15 protein-coding genes are annotated in these 18,566 nt (G+C 47.3%); 11 read left to right on the top strand and 4 right to left on the bottom strand.

Translation table 11 applies throughout. From position 1 onward, the window contains the following. Positions 1 to 3,765 (bottom strand): cadherin-like domain-containing protein (locus QT996_RS14340; RefSeq protein WP_333047284.1); only part of this gene is annotated, 3,765 nt, incomplete at its 3' end. Positions 3,766 to 5,184: 1,419 nt separating this feature from the next. Between QT996_RS14340 and QT996_RS14335 the strand changes: the two genes are divergently transcribed. From QT996_RS14335 to QT996_RS14320, 4 genes are all read left to right on the top strand, one after another. Next, positions 5,185 to 5,439 carry a hypothetical protein gene (locus QT996_RS14335; protein WP_333047282.1) on the top strand — a complete coding sequence of 85 codons (255 nt, stop codon included), beginning with the start codon at positions 5,185 to 5,187 and terminating at the stop codon, positions 5,437 to 5,439. Positions 5,440 to 5,443: 4 nt separating this feature from the next. Further along, positions 5,444 to 7,144 (top strand): CHAT domain-containing protein, encoded by a 1,701-nt coding sequence (locus tag QT996_RS14330; RefSeq protein WP_333047280.1) that lies wholly within the window; start codon positions 5,444 to 5,446, stop codon positions 7,142 to 7,144. A 1,623-nt stretch (positions 7,145 to 8,767) separates the two neighbouring features. Further along, positions 8,768 to 9,178: an AbrB family transcriptional regulator gene (locus QT996_RS14325; RefSeq protein WP_172184952.1), complete on the top strand. Its 411-nt coding sequence runs from the start codon at positions 8,768 to 8,770 to the stop codon at positions 9,176 to 9,178. Positions 9,179 to 9,268: 90 nt separating this feature from the next. Continuing rightward, positions 9,269 to 9,736 carry a regulatory protein RecX gene (locus QT996_RS14320; protein WP_333047279.1) on the top strand — a complete coding sequence of 156 codons (468 nt, stop codon included), beginning with the start codon at positions 9,269 to 9,271 and terminating at the stop codon, positions 9,734 to 9,736. A gap of 103 nt (positions 9,737 to 9,839) precedes the next feature. Here the strand turns inward: QT996_RS14320 and QT996_RS14315 are convergent, their stop codons facing one another. Both QT996_RS14315 and QT996_RS14310 read right to left on the bottom strand, forming a co-directional pair. After that, positions 9,840 to 10,355, bottom strand: coding sequence for a DUF4385 domain-containing protein (locus tag QT996_RS14315; protein ID WP_333047277.1), 516 nt, complete (start codon positions 10,353 to 10,355; stop codon positions 9,840 to 9,842). Next, positions 10,352 to 10,777 carry a DoxX family protein gene (locus tag QT996_RS14310; protein ID WP_333047276.1) on the bottom strand — a complete coding sequence of 142 codons (426 nt, stop codon included), beginning with the start codon at positions 10,775 to 10,777 and terminating at the stop codon, positions 10,352 to 10,354. Before QT996_RS14310 ends, QT996_RS14315 begins: the two co-directional genes overlap by 4 nt. Before the next feature lie 338 nt (positions 10,778 to 11,115). On the opposite strand from QT996_RS14310, the gene QT996_RS14305 reads away from it, so the two are divergent. The 5 genes from QT996_RS14305 (at position 11,116) to ureG (ending at position 14,561) form a co-directional block, all read left to right on the top strand. Then, positions 11,116 to 11,292, top strand: a complete 177-nt coding sequence (locus QT996_RS14305; protein ID WP_333047274.1) for a hypothetical protein — start codon at positions 11,116 to 11,118, stop codon at positions 11,290 to 11,292. A 504-nt stretch (positions 11,293 to 11,796) separates the two neighbouring features. Beyond that, the gene (locus QT996_RS14300; protein ID WP_333047273.1) at positions 11,797 to 12,288 is read left to right on the top strand and encodes a DUF4168 domain-containing protein; all 492 of its coding nucleotides are present in this window, start codon (positions 11,797 to 11,799) and stop codon (positions 12,286 to 12,288) included. Positions 12,289 to 12,721: 433 nt separating this feature from the next. Beyond that, positions 12,722 to 13,159, top strand: coding sequence for an urease accessory protein UreE (ureE, locus tag QT996_RS14295; protein ID WP_333047272.1), 438 nt, complete (start codon positions 12,722 to 12,724; stop codon positions 13,157 to 13,159). Between the two features lie 71 nt (positions 13,160 to 13,230). Next, positions 13,231 to 13,920: an urease accessory protein UreF gene (locus QT996_RS14290; RefSeq protein ID WP_333047270.1), complete on the top strand. Its 690-nt coding sequence runs from the start codon at positions 13,231 to 13,233 to the stop codon at positions 13,918 to 13,920. 44 nt (positions 13,921 to 13,964) lie between these two features. Next, positions 13,965 to 14,561: an urease accessory protein UreG gene (gene ureG / locus QT996_RS14285; protein WP_333047269.1), complete on the top strand. Its 597-nt coding sequence runs from the start codon at positions 13,965 to 13,967 to the stop codon at positions 14,559 to 14,561. 70 nt (positions 14,562 to 14,631) lie between these two features. On the opposite strand, the gene murG is transcribed toward ureG, so the two are convergent. Next, complete coding sequence (murG, locus tag QT996_RS14280; RefSeq protein WP_333047267.1) at positions 14,632 to 15,696, bottom strand: undecaprenyldiphospho-muramoylpentapeptide beta-N-acetylglucosaminyltransferase; 1,065 nt, start codon at positions 15,694 to 15,696, stop codon at positions 14,632 to 14,634. A gap of 218 nt (positions 15,697 to 15,914) precedes the next feature. Here murG and QT996_RS14275 point away from each other — a divergent pair, with 218 nt between their 5' ends. Then, positions 15,915 to 16,820, top strand: a complete 906-nt coding sequence (locus tag QT996_RS14275) for a nuclear transport factor 2 family protein (protein ID WP_333047266.1) — start codon at positions 15,915 to 15,917, stop codon at positions 16,818 to 16,820. Between the two features lie 179 nt (positions 16,821 to 16,999). Continuing rightward, positions 17,000 to 17,782: an SDR family oxidoreductase gene (locus QT996_RS14270; protein WP_333047264.1), complete on the top strand. Its 783-nt coding sequence runs from the start codon at positions 17,000 to 17,002 to the stop codon at positions 17,780 to 17,782. Positions 17,783 to 18,566: the final 784 nt, after the last annotated feature.

The following is an 18,566-nucleotide window of genomic DNA, read 5'->3' as shown; positions in this document are numbered from 1 at the left end:
ATTGCTCGCAGCCGTACCCAGATTCGCAATCAGCGTCGAACCACCCGCTACAGTACCGTTCGAGTCAAAATACAACAATGTTTCGTTCGAGGCATTCGTAAATGCGAAGAAACCAGCAGTTGTAGAATTACCCAGGGCTTTAGCTTCAGCAGCTTCCACAGTGGCATAAGTTCCGCCTGTGAAAATCACTAACTCTTTGCCCGTAATGTCCGGAGTTGAACCAGTTACAGCGTCAAAGTTAGTCGTCGTCAGATTGCCGAAAGCACCGCTGACAAACTGGAATTTGTCTACCCCAGAGGTAAAGTCAGTAACCGTATCACCGCCTTCGCCTGCTGCTTTGTAAACAAACAGATCCGCACCAGCACCGCCAGTGATCACATCTGCACCAGAACCGCCGCTGAAGATGTCAGCAAACTCAGTACCAGTGACGCTGTTAGCCTTCGCATCTCCGGTAAACAAGACAGGAGTGGTGAAGTTGTAACCGCCAGCACCTGAACCGAAATTGTTAAAGTCGCTTGGGAAAGTGTTCCCAGCAGCAGTTAAATCAGCAACGCTGCCTGAGTTGGTAGTAGTACCAGTATCAGAAGAGGCGATCGTACCTGTAAATACAAAGTCCGCCGTTCCCAGATTGCTCGCAGCCGTACCCAGATTCGCAATCAAGGTAGAACCACCCGCTACGGTACCGTTGGCGTCAAAATACAACAATGTTTCGTTCGAGGCATTCGTAAATGCGAAGAAACCAGCAGTTGTAGAATTGCCCAAGGCTTTAGCTTGTGCATCTTCCAAAGAGGCATAACTACCGCCTGTGAAAATCACTAACTCTTTGCCAGTAATGTCCGGATTGGAACCACTTACAGCGTCAAAGTTAGTCGTCGTCAAATTGCCGAAAGTGCTCGCGCTAAACTCGAATTTGTCAGTTCCAGACTTAAAGTCAGCAATTTTATCGCCGCCTTCTTTAGTTGTCCTGTAAACAAACAGATCCGCACCACTGCCACCGCTTATGACATCCAAACCGAGGCCGCCGGTGATGGTATCGTTGCCGTCGCCGCCCTTGAGGCTATCGTTAAAATTGCTGCCGACAATCTTGTCATCGCCTGCTAAACCATCGTAATTAACTGGGGCCGGAGAAGTGGTGAAATCCACATTGTCAGGGCCAGCAGTGCCGACAGGAATATTTAGTGGGGGGCCGGTGAAGACAAAGTTACTGACTTGCAGGCGAATGCTGGCCGAGAAACTGGTCAGAATTTCAAAGCGCGCCCCAACAGAAAATACCAGTACAGAACGGCCCGTAGTGGCATCTGTAAACTGACAGAAAGTAGGTGCGTCTAGGTTGCCACCCAAAGCTACAAACCGCGCTTGCAAAGTCGCGATGCTGTTAACAGTAATATCCGCAGTGAAGTCGAGCAAATTAGCGCTGCCGATCGACCCAACAGCAGTAGTAGCAGTAATATCCAGTCGGGTCAAGCTAGAAACGCTGAGATTACCAAAAGCTGCCGTAGAAAGCTCTAAAATATCGTCAGTGACATTAAAGTCAGTAATTAAGTCAGCTTCTGCAACTGTTTGAGTCTCTTGGCGGGAAGTACGGTAAATAAAGCGATCCTTTCCAGCACCCCCAATGAGAGTATTGATTCCTAGGCCGCCTTCGATCGAGTCATCATCATCGCCGCCTTTAATTTTGTCGTTGCCCAAGCCTCCTTTTAGTTTGTTTTTGCCTTTACCGACTTCGATATCGTCATCGTCATCGCCACCGTCGATATCGTTATCGCCATCGCCGCCTTTAATTTTGTCCTTGCCTGGGCCACCGATGATTTTGTCTTTGCCTTTGCCGGCTGTGATGTCATCGTCACCATCGCTGCCTTCGATGTCGTTATCGAGCGTCGCAGAACCGACAATAACTTGAGGTGCTTTAGTGCCACCAAACTTAAAGACATCTCGCTCGACATTCAAGCTAAAACGCTGGTTGATGAGAGCGTTTTTGCCGTTGCTAACTTCAAAACCAAAACTAGCGGCACCGATAAAACCTACTGCCGCTTTGAAAGTTAACAAGCCTGCGTTAATGTCTGCTTGAGTGAAGGTAAAACCGACTTGTGTTACGGCGACTCCCTTAAAGAATAGTTGGCCGGTCGTAGCATCAGGCAGCTCGGTTAGCTTGAAGACTGTGTTGCTAGGACCTTGCTGGGCATCGACAAACCGCAACAACTCAGAAGTAATAGTTTGCTCGCCACCGCTGGAACCAGCAGTCAGGTTCTTATTAGCTTCCGCTTGCGGAGGGTTATAAACCGGGTTCGGAGTTGGAGTTGGAGTTGGAGTTGGAGTTTGAGTTTGAGTAGAAGGGGTAACTCCCAAAAAGTCCCCAGCATCGAGAATCCTTGCGTTGACATTCAACAATAGCGCCAGCGTCAAGCTATTGGACCGAATTTCGGTATTGACACCGACTTGTATAAAGGTCAAGCTGTTAAAGTTCAAGTCGCCAAACAGCAGAAACTTGTCATTGCCGTCTTCGTAGTCAGTGATGACTGAACTCCCGCCGTTGGTAGGGTTACTCACGACAAAAACGTCATTTCCAGCACCGCCGCCACAAGTGTTGTTGCCACTACCGCCAACGATCGTATCGTTGCCGGTATTGCCCATCAGCGTATCGTTGCCAGTACCGCCACCGACAACGCTGTCGTCGCCGTCGCCGCCGTCTGCCATGTCATTGCCGTCGCCAGTAATGAGGGTATCCTTGCCCGCACCGCCCATCACGCTGTCGTCGCCGGCACCGCCCATCACGGTATCGTCGCCGTCGTCGCCTCCACACTGGTCGTTGCCGTCGCCGCCCATCACGGTATCGTTACCGGTGCCGCCGCTAACGCTGTCGTCGCCGTCGTCGCCACTAACGTTGTCGCTGTCGCCACCGCCCATCACGGTATCGTCGCCGATGCCGCCGCTAACGCTGTCGTCGCCGTCGTCGCCATTGCAAACGTCGCTGCCGGCATCGCCGCCCACGGTATCGTTATCTTTGCCGCCATTTACGGTATCGTTGCCTTCGCCGCCATTTACGGTATCGTTGCCCCGATCGCCCCGGACGTTATCGTTGCCTGCGCCGCCCTTGCAATCGTCGTCGTCTTTACCGCCGTAGATGGTATCGTTGCCGGCGCCGCCGTCAGCCTCATCCTTTCCTTCGTTGCCGTGCACCCAGTCATCGCCGTCATCGCCTTCGCAGGTGTCGTTGCCGGTACCGCCAAAAAGGCTGTCGTTATCTTTACCGCCCTTAACCTTGTCGTCGCCTTTGCCGCCCTTAACCTTGTCGTTGCCCCGATCGCCCTTTATTTCATCGTCGTCATCGCCGCCTTCGCAATCATCTTCACCTTTACCACCGTAGATTTTATTTTTTTTGCCACGGTTTCCTTTGATTTGGTCGTTGCCTTGTTTGCCGTATGTCTCCTCGTTATCGCCCGTGGCGACAATTACGTCATCGTTATCAGTACCGATGACGGTTCGACGGCGATCGATGCCGCTGTCATCATTATTTGTGTCGCCGTTAAATTCCGCAATTGGGCTGTTATCAGCAGCACCTGTGTCGGATGCACCGTTAGACTGATTCGGAAATTTGGTCTTAACGCCGTCGGTGTTTTCGGCGAGCGCTTCCTCAATTAACTTGGCTAACTCCTCATCGGAAATTTTAGGGCTGTTTTTGCCTAAATCCCCGACAGGCTTTTGTGTTTCATCTTGAGCCAGAAAAAGTTTTCTCGGGCTTTCTTCTAACAAGTTTTCTTCTGCCATCGTTGATATTTCCCAAAAAAAGGTAAGCTTCTTAGAATCAATTTATCAGCAAACAGGAGGCTGCAGAAGAAAAAAATTTAACTTCATGCTTTCGCCTGCTACAGGAGCTGGTCTCCTGATCTTTACTATTATAGATGCCACTTAAACCGCAAGGTTTTTTTCGCTCTGTTGCGAGTTTTATATTCTGCCATTGCGAACCCAACTTAATTAGTCCGCAACCTACACTGTAATTGCTGCGCCGAAGCTCCGAGCATTTAAGATGTTCTCGGTAATTTCTACAGTAAGCAGCGCCGAAGGACTTCGGATTGTAGATTTTCTACGTAATTTCTACAGTGAATTAGCTGAATTTAAACTCGCAACTGACAACTCGTAAATAACGGCCCAAAACCTGTATCCCCCAAATTTTACCCTTGCTTTTTTTCCGAGCTCGGCTGAGTGCATTGAATTTTTCTAACACTCCCAGCTTTGACAAATCCTTCCCTGACTTAGGATTTGAATCTCTTGACTAAACGACTGTACGCTTCTAATTTTAGTTCCCGATGAGTAATTAGAAATTTAGATAATTCACCCGGGCAAATATTTGTTCTAATTTTTAGTTGCACAATTTTCTCTCGATTCGAGGAAACCTCGCGAACTGAGAAAAAATTTTTTTTTTGGCTCAATACTAAGAGTTTTACCAAAATATATCTATCTGACGAAGGATTGCAAAATTTGCCAAAAAATAGTATAAGCACAGAATCCGTTTTTGGTGACCGTTGCAAGCTCGATCGGCATTTTGAGCGGGAATAACCCACGGCGACCCTGCAAAACCCAGTTGCTTTGTAAAGGATTGGCTACCAAATCCAATAATTATCGGAGAAACCGGCCTGATGAGGTGTAATCCTCTAGATGCCAAAAATGATGGTTGCTTGAGAGTACCGGAATAATTTGATTGCCGTTGTATTGTTGAGAGTTCTTGGCTGCTTACGTTTATTTTTGCTGTTTAACTTTAACTAGATTAAGAGAGTTAAATTAAAAGTTTTCTATATCATAAAAGCGGTAAATTAGCAATAAATTATGAGCAATTATCGGTGATCAACTATCGATTACCGATCGCCACTGAGGTCTTAAGGATGAGGGCGGAGGGCTTACGGATGAGAACCCAGGGCTGACCAATTAATTAATTGACACAAAATCAAGATTACACATGGGGGGTTGGTGGTACAGGATAAGCCGTAAAGACCGATCGACCGATCGCAAAAAAAAATAAAATACTCAACTTTCCCTGCGATATTGCCCTGAAACCGGTTGGCCAGAGCTGAAGTAATTTTAATAAGAACTAGAGATCCGCCTGGTAAAGTGCCTCCAATTTAACTTTACTCAGCAATGAGAAACTCAAGTTCACGACGAATCTAAAGGGGTCTGCGGTAGAGGTGCAAAATGTTAAAGATAGCAAGATTGGAGAAAATTCGGCTTTCACCGAGCCACAGGGCAATCAAAACTAATAAACTGTTATTAAAGTACAACTTTTATATCCTCAAAGTGTTTGAACAAATATATATGACGCCAGCGATCGCCCGATCGGGGGAAGCGCATTCAGAAACTTTGATTAAAAGAGTAAAAAATATGTTGCCGAGTGCTATTGCTAGCCACAAAAACGCAGGCAAATTCAGAATTAAGGCGGGAGGGCGCTAAATCCGTGAGCCAGGAATTTCAACTCTCAGTCACCCCTGTTGGGGACGACGAATATCTAGTGCGGACAGAAAGGGTTGCACCCGGTGTACCCTTAGCCGAACAACAAGTCCGCTGGCCGATCGACGAATGGCTTGCACTGTCTGCTCAACTGATGAACGACCCGCTGGTGGGCTTGCTCCAGGGAAAAGTAGTACAGGGAAGCAATTTGGCTGGTCGAGGCCTCTCCCGTTCGGGAAACAACTCAGCGCCGAATTTAGTAGCCCTGGGGCAACAATTATACAGCGGGCTGTTTCAAGGAAACTTGCGCGATAGCTGGACTTGCGCCCAAGGCATCGCCCAGCACCGCCGAGAAGTGCTGCAACTGCGACTCGGACTCAAAGGCCGGCGCTTGCCACGACTGCCGTGGGAAGTTCTGCACGCCGGCGATCGCCCTTTGGCAACCGGCACCGATGTCGTGTTTTCTCGCTACCAACCAGGTACAAGTTTGTTCAAACAAACCCGGATACTGCCTAGTGGCGGGCCACTAAAAATTTTAATGGCGATCGCCTCTCCGAGCGATCGAGACAGCTTGCAGCTCAAGCGAGAAGTGCTCCACCTGCAACAAGAACTCCAAAACCGCAGCGCTAATCCTCTCAAAAACAGCCCGCATTCCCCGGAAATTCAACTGACTATTCTCGAACAGCCCGATCGAGAACAACTTACCCAAGCCCTAGAACAAGGACACTACCAAGTCCTACACTACGCAGGCCACAGCAACTTAGGTTCCAGAGGTGGCGAACTCTACCTAGTCAGCAGCCGCACCGGCTTAACCGAAACCCTCAGTGGCGACGACTTAGCTGGATTGCTCGTTAACAACGGTATTCAGATGGCCGTGTTCAACTCCTGCCGCGGCGCCTACGGCGACCCCTCAGACCTCGCGGACGACAGCCCGGAACGGAACTTAACCGAAGCTCTAGTGAAGCGGGGCATTCCGGCAGTGCTAGCAATGGCAGAAAGCATCCCCGACGATGTAGCCCTAACTCTGACGCGGTTGTTTTACCGCAACCTCAATCAAGGCTATCCAGTCGATCTCAGCCTGAGCCGGGCCAGAGCTGGGCTAATTTCTGCCTACGGTTCTCACCAGCTATACTGGGCTTTGCCGATTCTCTACCAGCACCCGGACTTTGACGGCTATTTGACCGGCGCCCCAGCCCACAGTGCGACATCCGGTTCTATGGTGCACATAATCGCGCCGGGAACGCAAACGGCGCTCGCGGGTACAGAATGGAAGGCTCCGTCTTCGGTTTCGGCGATCGCCCAATACCCCGCAATCCCAGCCAATCGATCGCATGAGTCAGACAGTTCTGACGCCGAAGTCTGGGAATACTTTCCGGATCAATTAAAAGATCGTAGGGATTGGGTTCACCAGAACGATCGACCCGATGCTACGAATTCACCGAACTCACCGACGGCTTCGCAGTCCTCTATTCCTAATTCTGAGTCTTCGGTGCTCCAAGCAACTCGCGCGGCTGCACCGACTCAAAAACCGTTAAAAAAACCGGGGTTGAAAAAATCTGTGGCCCTAATGCTTTGCTTATTGCCCGTTGCTTTGAGTGGTGGCTTTTTTGGGTGGCGGTACTCGCACCAACGAGGCCCGAAACCTGAAGAGTTACTCCCGGCGGTACGGACTCCCCTGTCGCAAAATTACCTGCAACAACGTCACTAAAAGCGATCGCCCACTGCAATGCTGAATTTAGACCCTCTTGGCCTGGCTCCAAACAGGGTGGGGTTTTTGCTGGCCATTCGTTATAGGCTGCCGCTGGAAAAGTAATCAAAAGTATGCTGCTCGATCGAATTTCCGACTTACACTAATCAACCCGGTTTCTACCCAAAATAAGCAGCAGCGCCACCAAGGATCTAGGAAGAAACAGGGTTTCTCGTTGAGAGAGTATGTCCGGGACCGCTTGATGCAGTATTCGTCAGTCAATTTAAGATTTGAGACTTCGGCTTGAGCCTTTAGTCGAACGATTTGAGATTTTATATTTACTCCACAGATGAATCTGGGAGGTTGAACAAGAGTCTAAAATTTTGATCTCTCCACGACAGGAGTCGGTGGCTTGTCTGCGGTTTTGAGCGGGCTGATACGGCAGCAGGAGCATTCGTCATTCGGCACAAGACAATAAAAGCCAGAGTTGCAACCATTAATAACCTCCTCACCGTCAGCGCGGTTGCTAAATTTCACAATAATTAATTATGGAAGCGGCTGTGAGTTTGACGCGCCGCTCCAGTTGGTGCATAAATTTTGAGAGTCTGGCAGTTTACAGGCTACGAGTGGAAACCAATACATTTCCATCGAAACTCCATGTCGGGAACCGCTGCTAATTTGTAGTGCATCAAACATTTAAGCAGTTGTGCATTTAACTCGGTCTTTTTCAATTCCCCTGTGGAAATAACCTCAAATTCTCTGGCTTGGGGCCGGAGGAGGAAGATTTTCCCGAGTTCCCCCTAGACATCTACGGATTCGTGGCGAAGTGTTAACAGTCGCCAAGCAATCTCGCCCGATCAAAACTATTCCCCTCTTAGTGGCTGCCCGATGTTTCTGCCGCCGCGCCCATTGAGTCGGGTTTTAGCTTAAACCCGTTCACCGAACCGGTGAAATTTCCTTCAATTTTTACCGGATTGCCTTCTCCAGACTGCGTTCTGTGCAAGTTATATGCCCAACACCTTAATAGAAGATTGCTCGTTGGTATTTGGGGTTTTGAGGGGATTTCCAGCCCGAAAAATAGGGTTTATACCATTTTAGATTTTTGATTTTTGATTTTAGATTGAAGAATTGGGAATGACTTATTCCATAAGGGTTTGAAGCTTGCCTACAGTTGGATTATTTGTGTAAACTGGTGCGTGCAAGTAGCTGGCAGGGGCATCGAGAACAAGTGCTGCCTCCCCTTGTTGAGGTAAAAGTTAAGCCCGGCAGGTAAATGCTTTCGGCAGATTTGCAGCGGCCGCGCTCTAGGTATTTCGATTCATGGCTGTCTTGTTTTTACCTTGACCACAGACACAATCGAGGATTGGTGAATACAACGAACAGACTTTAGTGTAAAAAAGTAAAGCATTTAATTTGCGACAATAATTCCCCGCGCGATCGCAAGAGAGGCTTACCCAAGCATTTGGGCCACAAGCAGCAAATTGATCGCCCTTCGAGCATCCTTACTTGCACCCCCGGTCTTGAGGCCGCAGAAATTTATCCAGAATCTTAAATATTGAGAATTATTAGTATTGACAGTGAAACAAAGTTAATCTAATGTGTTGTAATTGATATAAGTAAAGTCCAATAAGCGAGGTACGGTCAATGGCAGAAACAGCTACAGCACCCTTAACAGGAAAAGGTCTGCTTCAAAAAATCAAAGGCAGTGATTTGCCGCGCAGAGAACTTGCAAAGCTTTGCGGCTACTTCACTGTCAGCAAAAGTGGAGAAACCCGGATTAATCTGGCTGAGTTTTACGATGCAGTGTTAGCTGCTAAGGGCATTGAGCTAGAGAAGTCGAAAGCAGACGGACGCGGGCGAGAAGCGAGTTATCGAGCTAGCGTTCACAAGAATGGTTCGATCGTGATCGGGGCAAATTATACCCAAGAAATGGGATTAAAGCCGGGAGACGAGTTTGAAATTAAGCTCGGATACAAGCACATTCGCTTGATTCAGATCGATGTGGACAGACCGGATGTGGATGTGGATGATGAAGAGGAGGATACAGAAGAATAGAGGCGATCGCGATGCAGTCAGCCGATAGCAAGGCGACTGGATTTGGCATTCGCTACATAAGTATTTGCGCGCCACCCTTCGATTGAACTGATGAGCTGTCTTGACTATTTCTATTTTCTCTTGTCCCGCAAAGACTACAGTGCCTCTGAACTTCGCAAAAAGGGGCAAGAGAAAGGTTTTGGCAATGAGGAAATATTGGAGGCGATCGCGCAAATTCAAGACCGCGGCTATCAGTCTGACACTCGCTTGGTGGCAAACTCGATCGCCTCTGCTGCAGGCAAATACGGGAAGTCGGCCATCAAGCGCAAGTGCCTGCAAAAAGGAATTACCAACGATTTGTTCGAGCAAGTCTGGGAAGAAGAAATTGCCGAAAATCAGGACTCCGAAGCAGAAAAACTGGCCGAATTAAAAGGCAAAGTCATGCGGAAATACAAGATCGATACTTGGGGGAAAGCCGATCCGAAAACCAAGGGCAAAGTCTTGAATTACCTGCAATACAGGGGCTTTAATGCCTTTGAAATTTGGCGGCAGTGGCAGGCGGAAGAAGAAGATGAGTAAGTTATAGGACAACCCTCGATCAATGCCGCCCCCAGATAGTCAAGCACAACTGCATTGCTGCCTGGGGGCTAAATTATGAGTTCTGAGTTTTTGTAACTGTATGTCAATCCTCAGCGTTGACTAAATAAGATTCGTACATCTGCCGGTGTCTGGCTAAAAGCTGGAGATATTTCTCGTTGATTTTGGCCAGCATCCATTTCTCTTGAAAAATGGCGGCGGATTCTGCTTTCACCGGATCTGCTTCTAGCGGCAAAATATCTTTTCGAGCAGCGGTTTGCTCTGCAACAGACTTCAGCTTCTGAGGGTTTTGCTGGTATTTTAGACCGCTTTTGTGGTTGGCGTAGCGACGCGATCGAGTATAGCCCATCTGCAAAAACTTGCGGGCCATGTCGGCTCCAACAAAATCTTCGCGATCGAGATACTCTAAAAACAAGGAGTAAATTTGGCTGCTGGACTCCCTGGCAATTTCAGGAGTCTTAAATCTCCAGAAAGGCAGAATTTCTCCTTTGTAGGGTTCCACCAACAGCACACCCTGTTCTCCTTTCCCTACCCGATAAAGTTCCGGGTGCTGTCGAAAGTCGATGTTCTTAAAATCCAAAGAGTAGTCGAACTGCTTCATTGGGCATTTTTGGTTCTATCTGGAACTATAGAAGCCCGCGGTTTACCTTCGTCTGGTTGGGTATAAACCCAGGCCCAAGCAATCAACACAGCTTGAAAAGGCAGCCTGAACCAATACAGTAATTGGTTGTGGGGAATCCCTTCTATGGGAATGTTGTTGACGGCTTGATTGATATTAGCTGGAAACACGGCAATAAACAAGGCAATTAATCCCCATGCCGCCGCCCTGCTCACAGGAGGAACTAACAGCCCAATGCCACCCAAAATCTCGAAAAAACCGCTGATATAAACTAAGGCTTCCGGGTAAGGAAGCTGGGGCGGCACAATTCTGATAAAAGGTGCGGGTACTGCAAAATGCAGCACCCCTACAATACTGATAGCTACTGCGAGGATAACTCGCCAAATTTCTTTTTGACTTTTCATGGGCAATTGGTAATTAATAATTGTTAAATTGCTGCGATAATGCTTGCCAAAATTCGCTATGTGCGATCGAGATGACAATAAAACTGAGACCCAAAAGTTCCAGCTTTCCGGGTTTGTCTACTCTTGCTGGAGGCTGTAACGATTTTATTTCGTAGAAAAATCAGGTTTATGGGTAAGTCTCCGACAAGTTTTCACAGCCCCAAACTGGAGGAAGCGAGAACTGGAATCGAAGGCCTGCGCGTTGACTGCCGACAACAGAGATCGCGCATTTTGATAACAAGATTTTAATGTCTAGTTCCCTGCTGCGGCCTCTATCTTCCGGTAGTAAAACGTGATTTTTGGTTCCGGCTCTGCCTCCGTCAGCCGCCAAACAAGCGGGAGATTTCCTCGATCGACAAATGCGCCACAGCCTAACATTAAATAAATCATCGCGGGAATTGATGAGTGCGATTACTGCTAACTTTGACCGAAAGCATCCAGGATACAAGCCGCCGGATTCATCCGTCCAGAAATAAAAAACCTGTCTCCGATGAAACTTGCCCCCCGAATTTATCCGTGGGGTCAATGCTTCAATTCTTTAATCTTTAATCTTTAATCTTTAATCGATTGACCTTGCCTTGCAGGCGATTCCCTACCCTTCACCGAAGGCACGCGCATTCGGGATAGCATCGGTGGCGCGTACCTTGATTAGACCAAATAATGCGAGTAATTTGTCAATAACTTTTAGAATAATTTAATATTTGCGCTTTTAGAATTATTTGGAGAGGCAATTCGAGAACGCTCTGTAATTAAAATTACCTTCTAAAGTAAGGGTTTTGTCAACTTCCTACAGATGTTAGAATCGAGGAAATTATCGAATTAGCTAAAAAGTCGATCGCCGTAGCAACTTCCAAACCATCCTGCTGGAATTCAAAATTATCACCAACGGCAGGAACTTTTTAGCCGCCACATGATTCAAAAAGATTGAGCCTCCAAGCGCTGTGTCATTTTTATCTACACGCAAGCAATCACCGACGACCATGAACACCTCACTTAACACATCTAAATTAGGCCTAAACCGGATGCTGCGGCAATCGTTGTTTGCAGGAATCATTTCCGCCGCAGCTTTGGCTAGCGGATGGGCGCCCGGTTTGTACACACAATCCCCAAACCTCGTTTTCGGAGCTGCCGCCCAAGCTCAAGAGATTAGCAGCGAGGAAATTACTAGCTACGCTCGCGCTGTGTTGGCAATAGAACCTAGACGGGTGGAAGCTTTTAACGAAATTAAAGGAATGGCTGGGGGATCGGTTCCCAGAGTCGTGTGCAACGAAACTCAGCAAATTAATAGGTTGTCTGGAAGTGTTCGCGGCATCGCAGTGAATTACTGCCAACAAGCTAAAAAAGTTATCGAAACTAATGGTTTGACAGTTAGTCGCTTCAACCAGCTCACTTTGCTCCAGCAAGCGAATCCGGCAGTCAAACAGCAAATTCAAGCCGAGCTGCTGCGACTGCAACAAGCGGGCAATCAATAAGCGCAGGGTTTGAGTCTTTCTTCCTCTCCCGTTCTATTAGACTTCTCCATAAAAGCTTGTTCAGGGCAGGCAGGATGCCTAACCGCTACCTCCCCCCAACAATATATATATTGGAGATTTAAATTGTTCGAGTTCCTAGACGGTAGGCAAAATTTTTTGAAAAAAAAGCGATCGTCTGTGATCAAGTGCTTGACAAAATAACATAAATTTGGTATTAGGACCAGAACGGGAGCGGTCAGAGAGATAAATATTTTTCAACTTGCTCTAAATCGGAATGAGATATAGCGAGCGGTAACACGATTAAGACGTTTTTAATTTCTCAAACATGAGCTGAAGATTGGAACTTCTGTCTTCCTTCTTCCTTCGGCTATAAAAAAGATATTTCTCAAAAACTTAACTTCAAGTGAAGTGCTCTGAGGAATAGCATAGAAAAATGCTAACATTCACAAAACATTTGCCTGCAAATCCCGATGCTATTGTCAGCTTTACTTTACAAATGACATCGGACGATCGCACTCGCAGTCGCCACCGATTCGAGACAGAGACGGGGGAAAAGCTGCACCTGAGTTTGCCCAGAGGTACGGTACTGCGCGATCGAGATTTATTGCAGTCGGAAGACGGTAGCTGTTTGGTACTGGTAAGTGCAAAACCCGAACCGGTGCTGACAGCGCGGGCATCAAGTGCGCTGCGACTGATGCGGGCGGCTTATCATTTAGGAAACCGTCACGTAGCTTTAGAAATTGCCGATAATTATTTAAGGCTTTCTCCCGACTCTGTGTTGCAGGGAATGCTAGAAAAAATGGGTTTGGAAGTAATAGAGGAAATTGTGCCGTTTCAGCCAGAAATGGGCGCTTACGGGCACAGCCATTAGGAATGGGGAATGGGGCATTGGGCATTGGGCATTGTAACCAACAAATAACAGTCAACAGTCAACAGTCAACAGTGAACAATCAACTTTTATGTTTGTTGCAGTTAGCTTTTGCACCTGTGGGAGCTTATAGTTATTCTGAGGGAATCGAAAGCCTAGTAGAAACCGGTGCGATCGACAGCGAGATTACTTTGAGGAATTGGTTAGAAAATTCGTTGCAATTCGGGGCGGTGCGAGTAGAAGCCGCTGTGCTGGTAAGGGCTTTGAGGGCGGCACAGATAGGGGATTTGACGGCTTTGAGTTACTGGAATGCTTGGGCGACTGCTGCTAAGGAAACAGAAGAGTTGCGGTTGCAAAGTTGGCAAATGGGGCGGACTTTGGTCAGGTTGCTGCGGGATTTGCGATCACCCGTTTCTTCTGGGTTAAGAACAATTGTAAAAGAATTCGTGGAATCTGGCAGCAATCAGTGCAATTTTGCGATCGGCTTTGGCATTGCCGCCGCCAGTTGGCAGATTGAAGAGGAAGCGGCCGTGTTAGGATATTTGTACAGTTGGGCTGCAAATTTGGCGAGTGCGGGCGTGAAACTGATTCCCCTCGGTCAAACAGCCGGCCAGCAGTTGCTGTTAGATTTGCAGTCTCAAATTAGCTGTACGGCGCAAGAAGTTTTAAAATTAGAAGATGATGATATTGCTAGTTGCAGTTGGGGATTAGGACTGGCTAGCATGGCGCACGAAACTCAGTACACTCGGTTGTTTCGGAGTTGAAAATCAGAAAATCTAAAATCTAAAATCTAAAATCTAAAATCGCTATGGGTGCTTTTCGTGTAGGAATTGCTGGCCCGGTTGGTTCGGGGAAAACTGCTTTACTTGATGCTTTGTGCAAGGCGCTGCGGCAGCAGTACCAGATTGCTGTAGTTACTAATGATATCTATACTCAGGAAGATGCACAGTTTTTGGTTCGGAGTCAAGCTTTAGAGAGGGATCGCATTTTGGGCGTAGAAACGGGAGGCTGTCCCCACACAGCCATCCGCGAAGATGCTTCCATTAACTTAGTAGCTATAGAAGAGTTAGAGCAAAAATTCACTGATTTAGATTTAGTGTTTGTCGAAAGCGGCGGCGATAACTTGGCTGCAACTTTTAGCCCGGAGTTAGTAGATTTAACAATTTACGTAATCGATGTCGCTGCGGGCGATAAAATTCCGCGCAAAGGCGGGCCAGGAATTACTAAGTCTGATATGTTGGTAATTAATAAAACAGACCTCGCACCTTATGTAGGAGCAGATTTAGGCGTGATGGAACGAGACGCTAAAAAAATGCGAGGCGAGAAACCTTTTGTTTTTACTAACTTGAAGACCAAAGAAGGATTAGAATCAGTAGTTAAATTCATCCACTTCCATATCGTGTAAAACATCAGTCTTCATCAGCGTTCATCTGCGTTTATCTGCCTTCATCTGCGGTTAAAACTCCTAAAAAATATCACCTCACAACCAATTGCCTGACCAAATTTGCCAAACGTTCTGTACTGTCTCTCACTGCTAATTCAGAAGCAGCTTGAGACATTTTTTCCAAATAGTCGGAATCTCTTAACAAATACAGCACCTTGCTTTGCAACACATCTACTGTCAGTTCGCTTTGACGGAATACCACGGCGGCCCCGGCTTTAGCAAATACCTCGGCATTAAATCTTTGGTGGTCGTCAGCGGCGTGAGGAAAAGGAATTAAAATAGAAGGTACTCCCGTCACTGCTAATTCTGTTAGAGCACTCGCGCCCGATCGACTAATTGCTAAATTTGCTCGCTGCAACAAACTCGCCACATTGTCGTAAAATGGCATTGACAAATATTGCTCGTGTTTCAAACTTTCAGCATCCGGGTCATTATTTCCGGTGAGGTGAACTACCCAAGCACCGGCATCAAACCAAGCCCGAGCACACTGGCGCACTAACTGATTGATGGCGACAGCACCTTGAGACCCGCCCATAACTAAAATTACAGGTACACTGTCAGGAATTGGCAAATTTAGAGGTTGGCGAGTCAGGAATTGCGATCGCACCGGTGTACCAGCAACCACGGTTTTCGCGCGGGGTAAATGCTGGGCTGCAGCTTCAAATCCGATCGCCACAGCAGTGCACAAAGGACTAAACCAGCGCGTCACCTTCCCCGGAATTGCATTAGATTCATGGAGAATCACTGGCAAACCCAAAGAACGGGCCGCCAGAATTGCAGGTGCTGCGATGTAACCGCCGGTAGTAAAAACTCCCTGAAAATTTCCCGCTTTGAGCAACTTCCGCACCTGAAGGATCGAGCCGGCGAGTCCGCCCAAAATTCGCACTGTACCGAGTCCAAATCGCTGCTGAAAGCCTTCAACGGCGATCGTGTGGAGGGGGTAAAGGGATGAAACTAACTCGGTTTCCATGCGGTCTGGGACTCCCAGCCATTCTATCTGACAGTCGTTCAACTGCCCAGCGGTGGCGATCGCCGGAAATAAATGTCCACCAGTGCCGCTAGCTGCGACCAACAACCGGAGGGGGGCTTTTGTCAAGGTTTTTGTTTCTTTTACAAGTACAAGTTCCACAGGTCGATCAATTTTATATTTGAGGTTTTAGATTATTATGCTTATTATTCCGGCAGTTTCAGCCAATTTTCAATCAGCCATCTAAAATTAGATTGTGCCGTGTCCGTCCTTCCGTTGTCAGTTTTCGTTGCAGGCGAACAGTTGCCCGCGCCACGACTCCTGACAAATAACCAAATTATCACCTAATGCGTAATTTTTTGAATTTAGTGCCAAGTGCATCTCAGTATTTTTCCAGCCGTCGGGTGGAAAAAGCCGATCAGGCGATCGTTTTTGGCTTTAACTGCGGGCAGTCGATCGCTCAAATGTTGTTATGTTTAACAGTGGTAAGTGCTGGCGTGCTGCATCCTAGTGCGGCAAGAGCGATCGGTGCGATCGCGGCGACTCCCCAAACGATCGCCCAAACCCCTGCAAATGCGCCGGCCCCACTCACAAAACTGCTAACAGAAATTGACGCAGCGGCCAACCGGCGCGATGTCAAAGCAGTCATGGCATTTTACAGCCAGAATTTCACTCATTCTGACGGCTTAAACAGCCAAAGCATGGAAAAAGCCCTCACCCAACTCTGGGATCGATATCCGAGTTTAAATTACCGCACCGAGATCAAATCTTGGAAAACCGAAGGTAGCGCGATTCTCGCAGAAACCATAACTACAATTGCCGGCACTCAAAAAAAGGATGGCAGAGAATTAACTCTCAAAGCTACCATCCGTTCCCAGCAGCGCTTTGAAGGTGAAAAAATAGTTAGTCAAGAGATTTTAGCAGAACAAACTGAGCTTAGTTCTGGCAAAAATCCTCCCACAATTCAAGTGAATTTTCCGGATCAAGTTAAGGTGGGCGAAGAGTACCATTTTGATGCCATTGTGCGAGAGCCGATCGGCGATGATATTTTAATAGGGACTGTTTTGGAGGAACCCATTACCGAAAAAACCTTTTTTAATCCCTCAGAAGTCGAGCTGGAGTTGCTAAATTCCGGGGGAATTTTTAAAGTAGGTAAAGCTCCGGCTACGCCCGAAAATCGGTGGGTTTCAGCAGTTTTGATGCGACAAGGCGGAATTGCAACGGTTAGTGTGCGATTGCGGGTTGTCAAGTAATAAAATAGGTGTTATCGGTTATTTGGGTAATTTCTGTAGTGGCGGTTTAAGTAAAATCTCTCATACAAAAGAGAGAACCAACTAAACCTGCCTCTACAAGAATTATGGTTAATTGACCCGACTTAATCTTATACCAAGTAAAAAAAAATCCTCTTTTCTATTCCTTCTTATTATTAAAAATGATTTCTCTCCAAAATCAAATTGTTTTCATTACAGGTGCGAGTAGCGGTATCGGAGCAGCCTGTGCGAAGATATTCGCCAAAGGTGGAGCCAAACTAATTTTAGCAGCCCGCCGCCTTGAAAAGCTCGATCGACTGGCCAACGAACTTCTAGAAACAAAATCCATCGCGTCGGCGAACGAGATTTATTTGCTAGAATTGGACGTGCGCGATCGCCCCCAAGTCGAAGCGGCGATAACGGCGCTTCCCGATGCCTGGAAAAGCATCGATATTCTGATTAACAATGCTGGATTGAGCCGTGGTTTAGACAAACTCCACGAAGGCAACTTTCAAGATTGGGAAGAAATGATTGATACCAATGTTAAAGGCTTGCTTTACATGACTCGCGCGATCGTGCCGGGAATGGTAAGCCGAGGCCGCGGCCACGTAGTGAATATCGGGTCAATAGCAGGCCGCCAAACTTATCCGAAAGGTAATGTTTATTGCGCTTCCAAAGCAGCAGTGAGAGCTATTTCCGAAGGGTTGAAACAAGACCTTTTGGGAACACCAGTGCGGGTGACGGAAATAGAACCTGGTTTGGTGGAAACAGAATTTAGCAATGTCCGGTTTCACGGCGATTCAGAAAAAGCAAAAAATGTCTATCAAGGATTGACACCTCTCACGGCAGACGATGTAGCCGATGTCGTGTATTTTTGCGCGACGCGATCGCCCCACGTCAATATTAGCGAAATTTTGTTAGTTCCGACAGACCAAGCTAGTGCAACTCTGGTTCACCGAAAATAGTTTTGAGTTTTTAGTGCTAAGTGTCCGGATTGCGCTGGAATTCTCAGGAAGCTTAATTGGTAGATGCACCCTGATTAATTAACTCCCGACCAATTTTGGCCGGTTTTTTTTTTGATCTGGCACCCTTAGCCACACATTCTCCAAAATTTTGCCAAAGTGTCCTGAAAGAGGTGCTGTGAGACGGGAGATTAGATTAGTAGATGCACCCTGATTAATTAACTCCCGACCAATTTTGGCCGGGTTTTTTTTGTCGATCGCACGCCCTCGCCACAAATTGTCCTAAATTCTGCAAAAGTGTCCTGAAAGAGGTGCTGTGAGGCGGGAGACTAAATTAGTAGATGCACCCTGATTAATTAACTCCCGACCAATTTTGGTTTGGGTTTTTTTTTTGCGGTATCGAGGGTGATGCTGAATAAAGTTTGAGGTTGTCCGGATTGCGCCTCGAATTTTCAGGAAACTTAATTGGTAGATGCACCCTGATTAATTAACTCCCGACCAATTTTGGTTTGGGGTTTTTTTTGCGGTATCGAGGGTGATGCTGAAAAAGTTTGAGGTTGTCCGGATTGCGCTGGAATTCTCAGGAAGCTTAATTGGTAGATGCACCCTGATTAATTAACTCCCGACCAATTTTGGCCGGGTTTTTTTTGGATCTCGCACCCCAAACCACAAATTTTCCCCAATTTTCCCAAACTGTCCGGAACAGGTGCACCTCGAACCGGAGACTAAATTAGTAGATGCACCCTGATTAATTAACTCCCGACCAATTTTGGCCGGGTTTTTTTTT

The sequence above is a fragment of the Microcoleus sp. S13C4 genome (assembly GCF_036700865.1).
Lineage (GTDB): Bacteria > Cyanobacteriota > Cyanobacteriia > Cyanobacteriales > Microcoleaceae > Microcoleus.
This window is presented reverse-complemented; position numbering and strand designations above follow the sequence as displayed.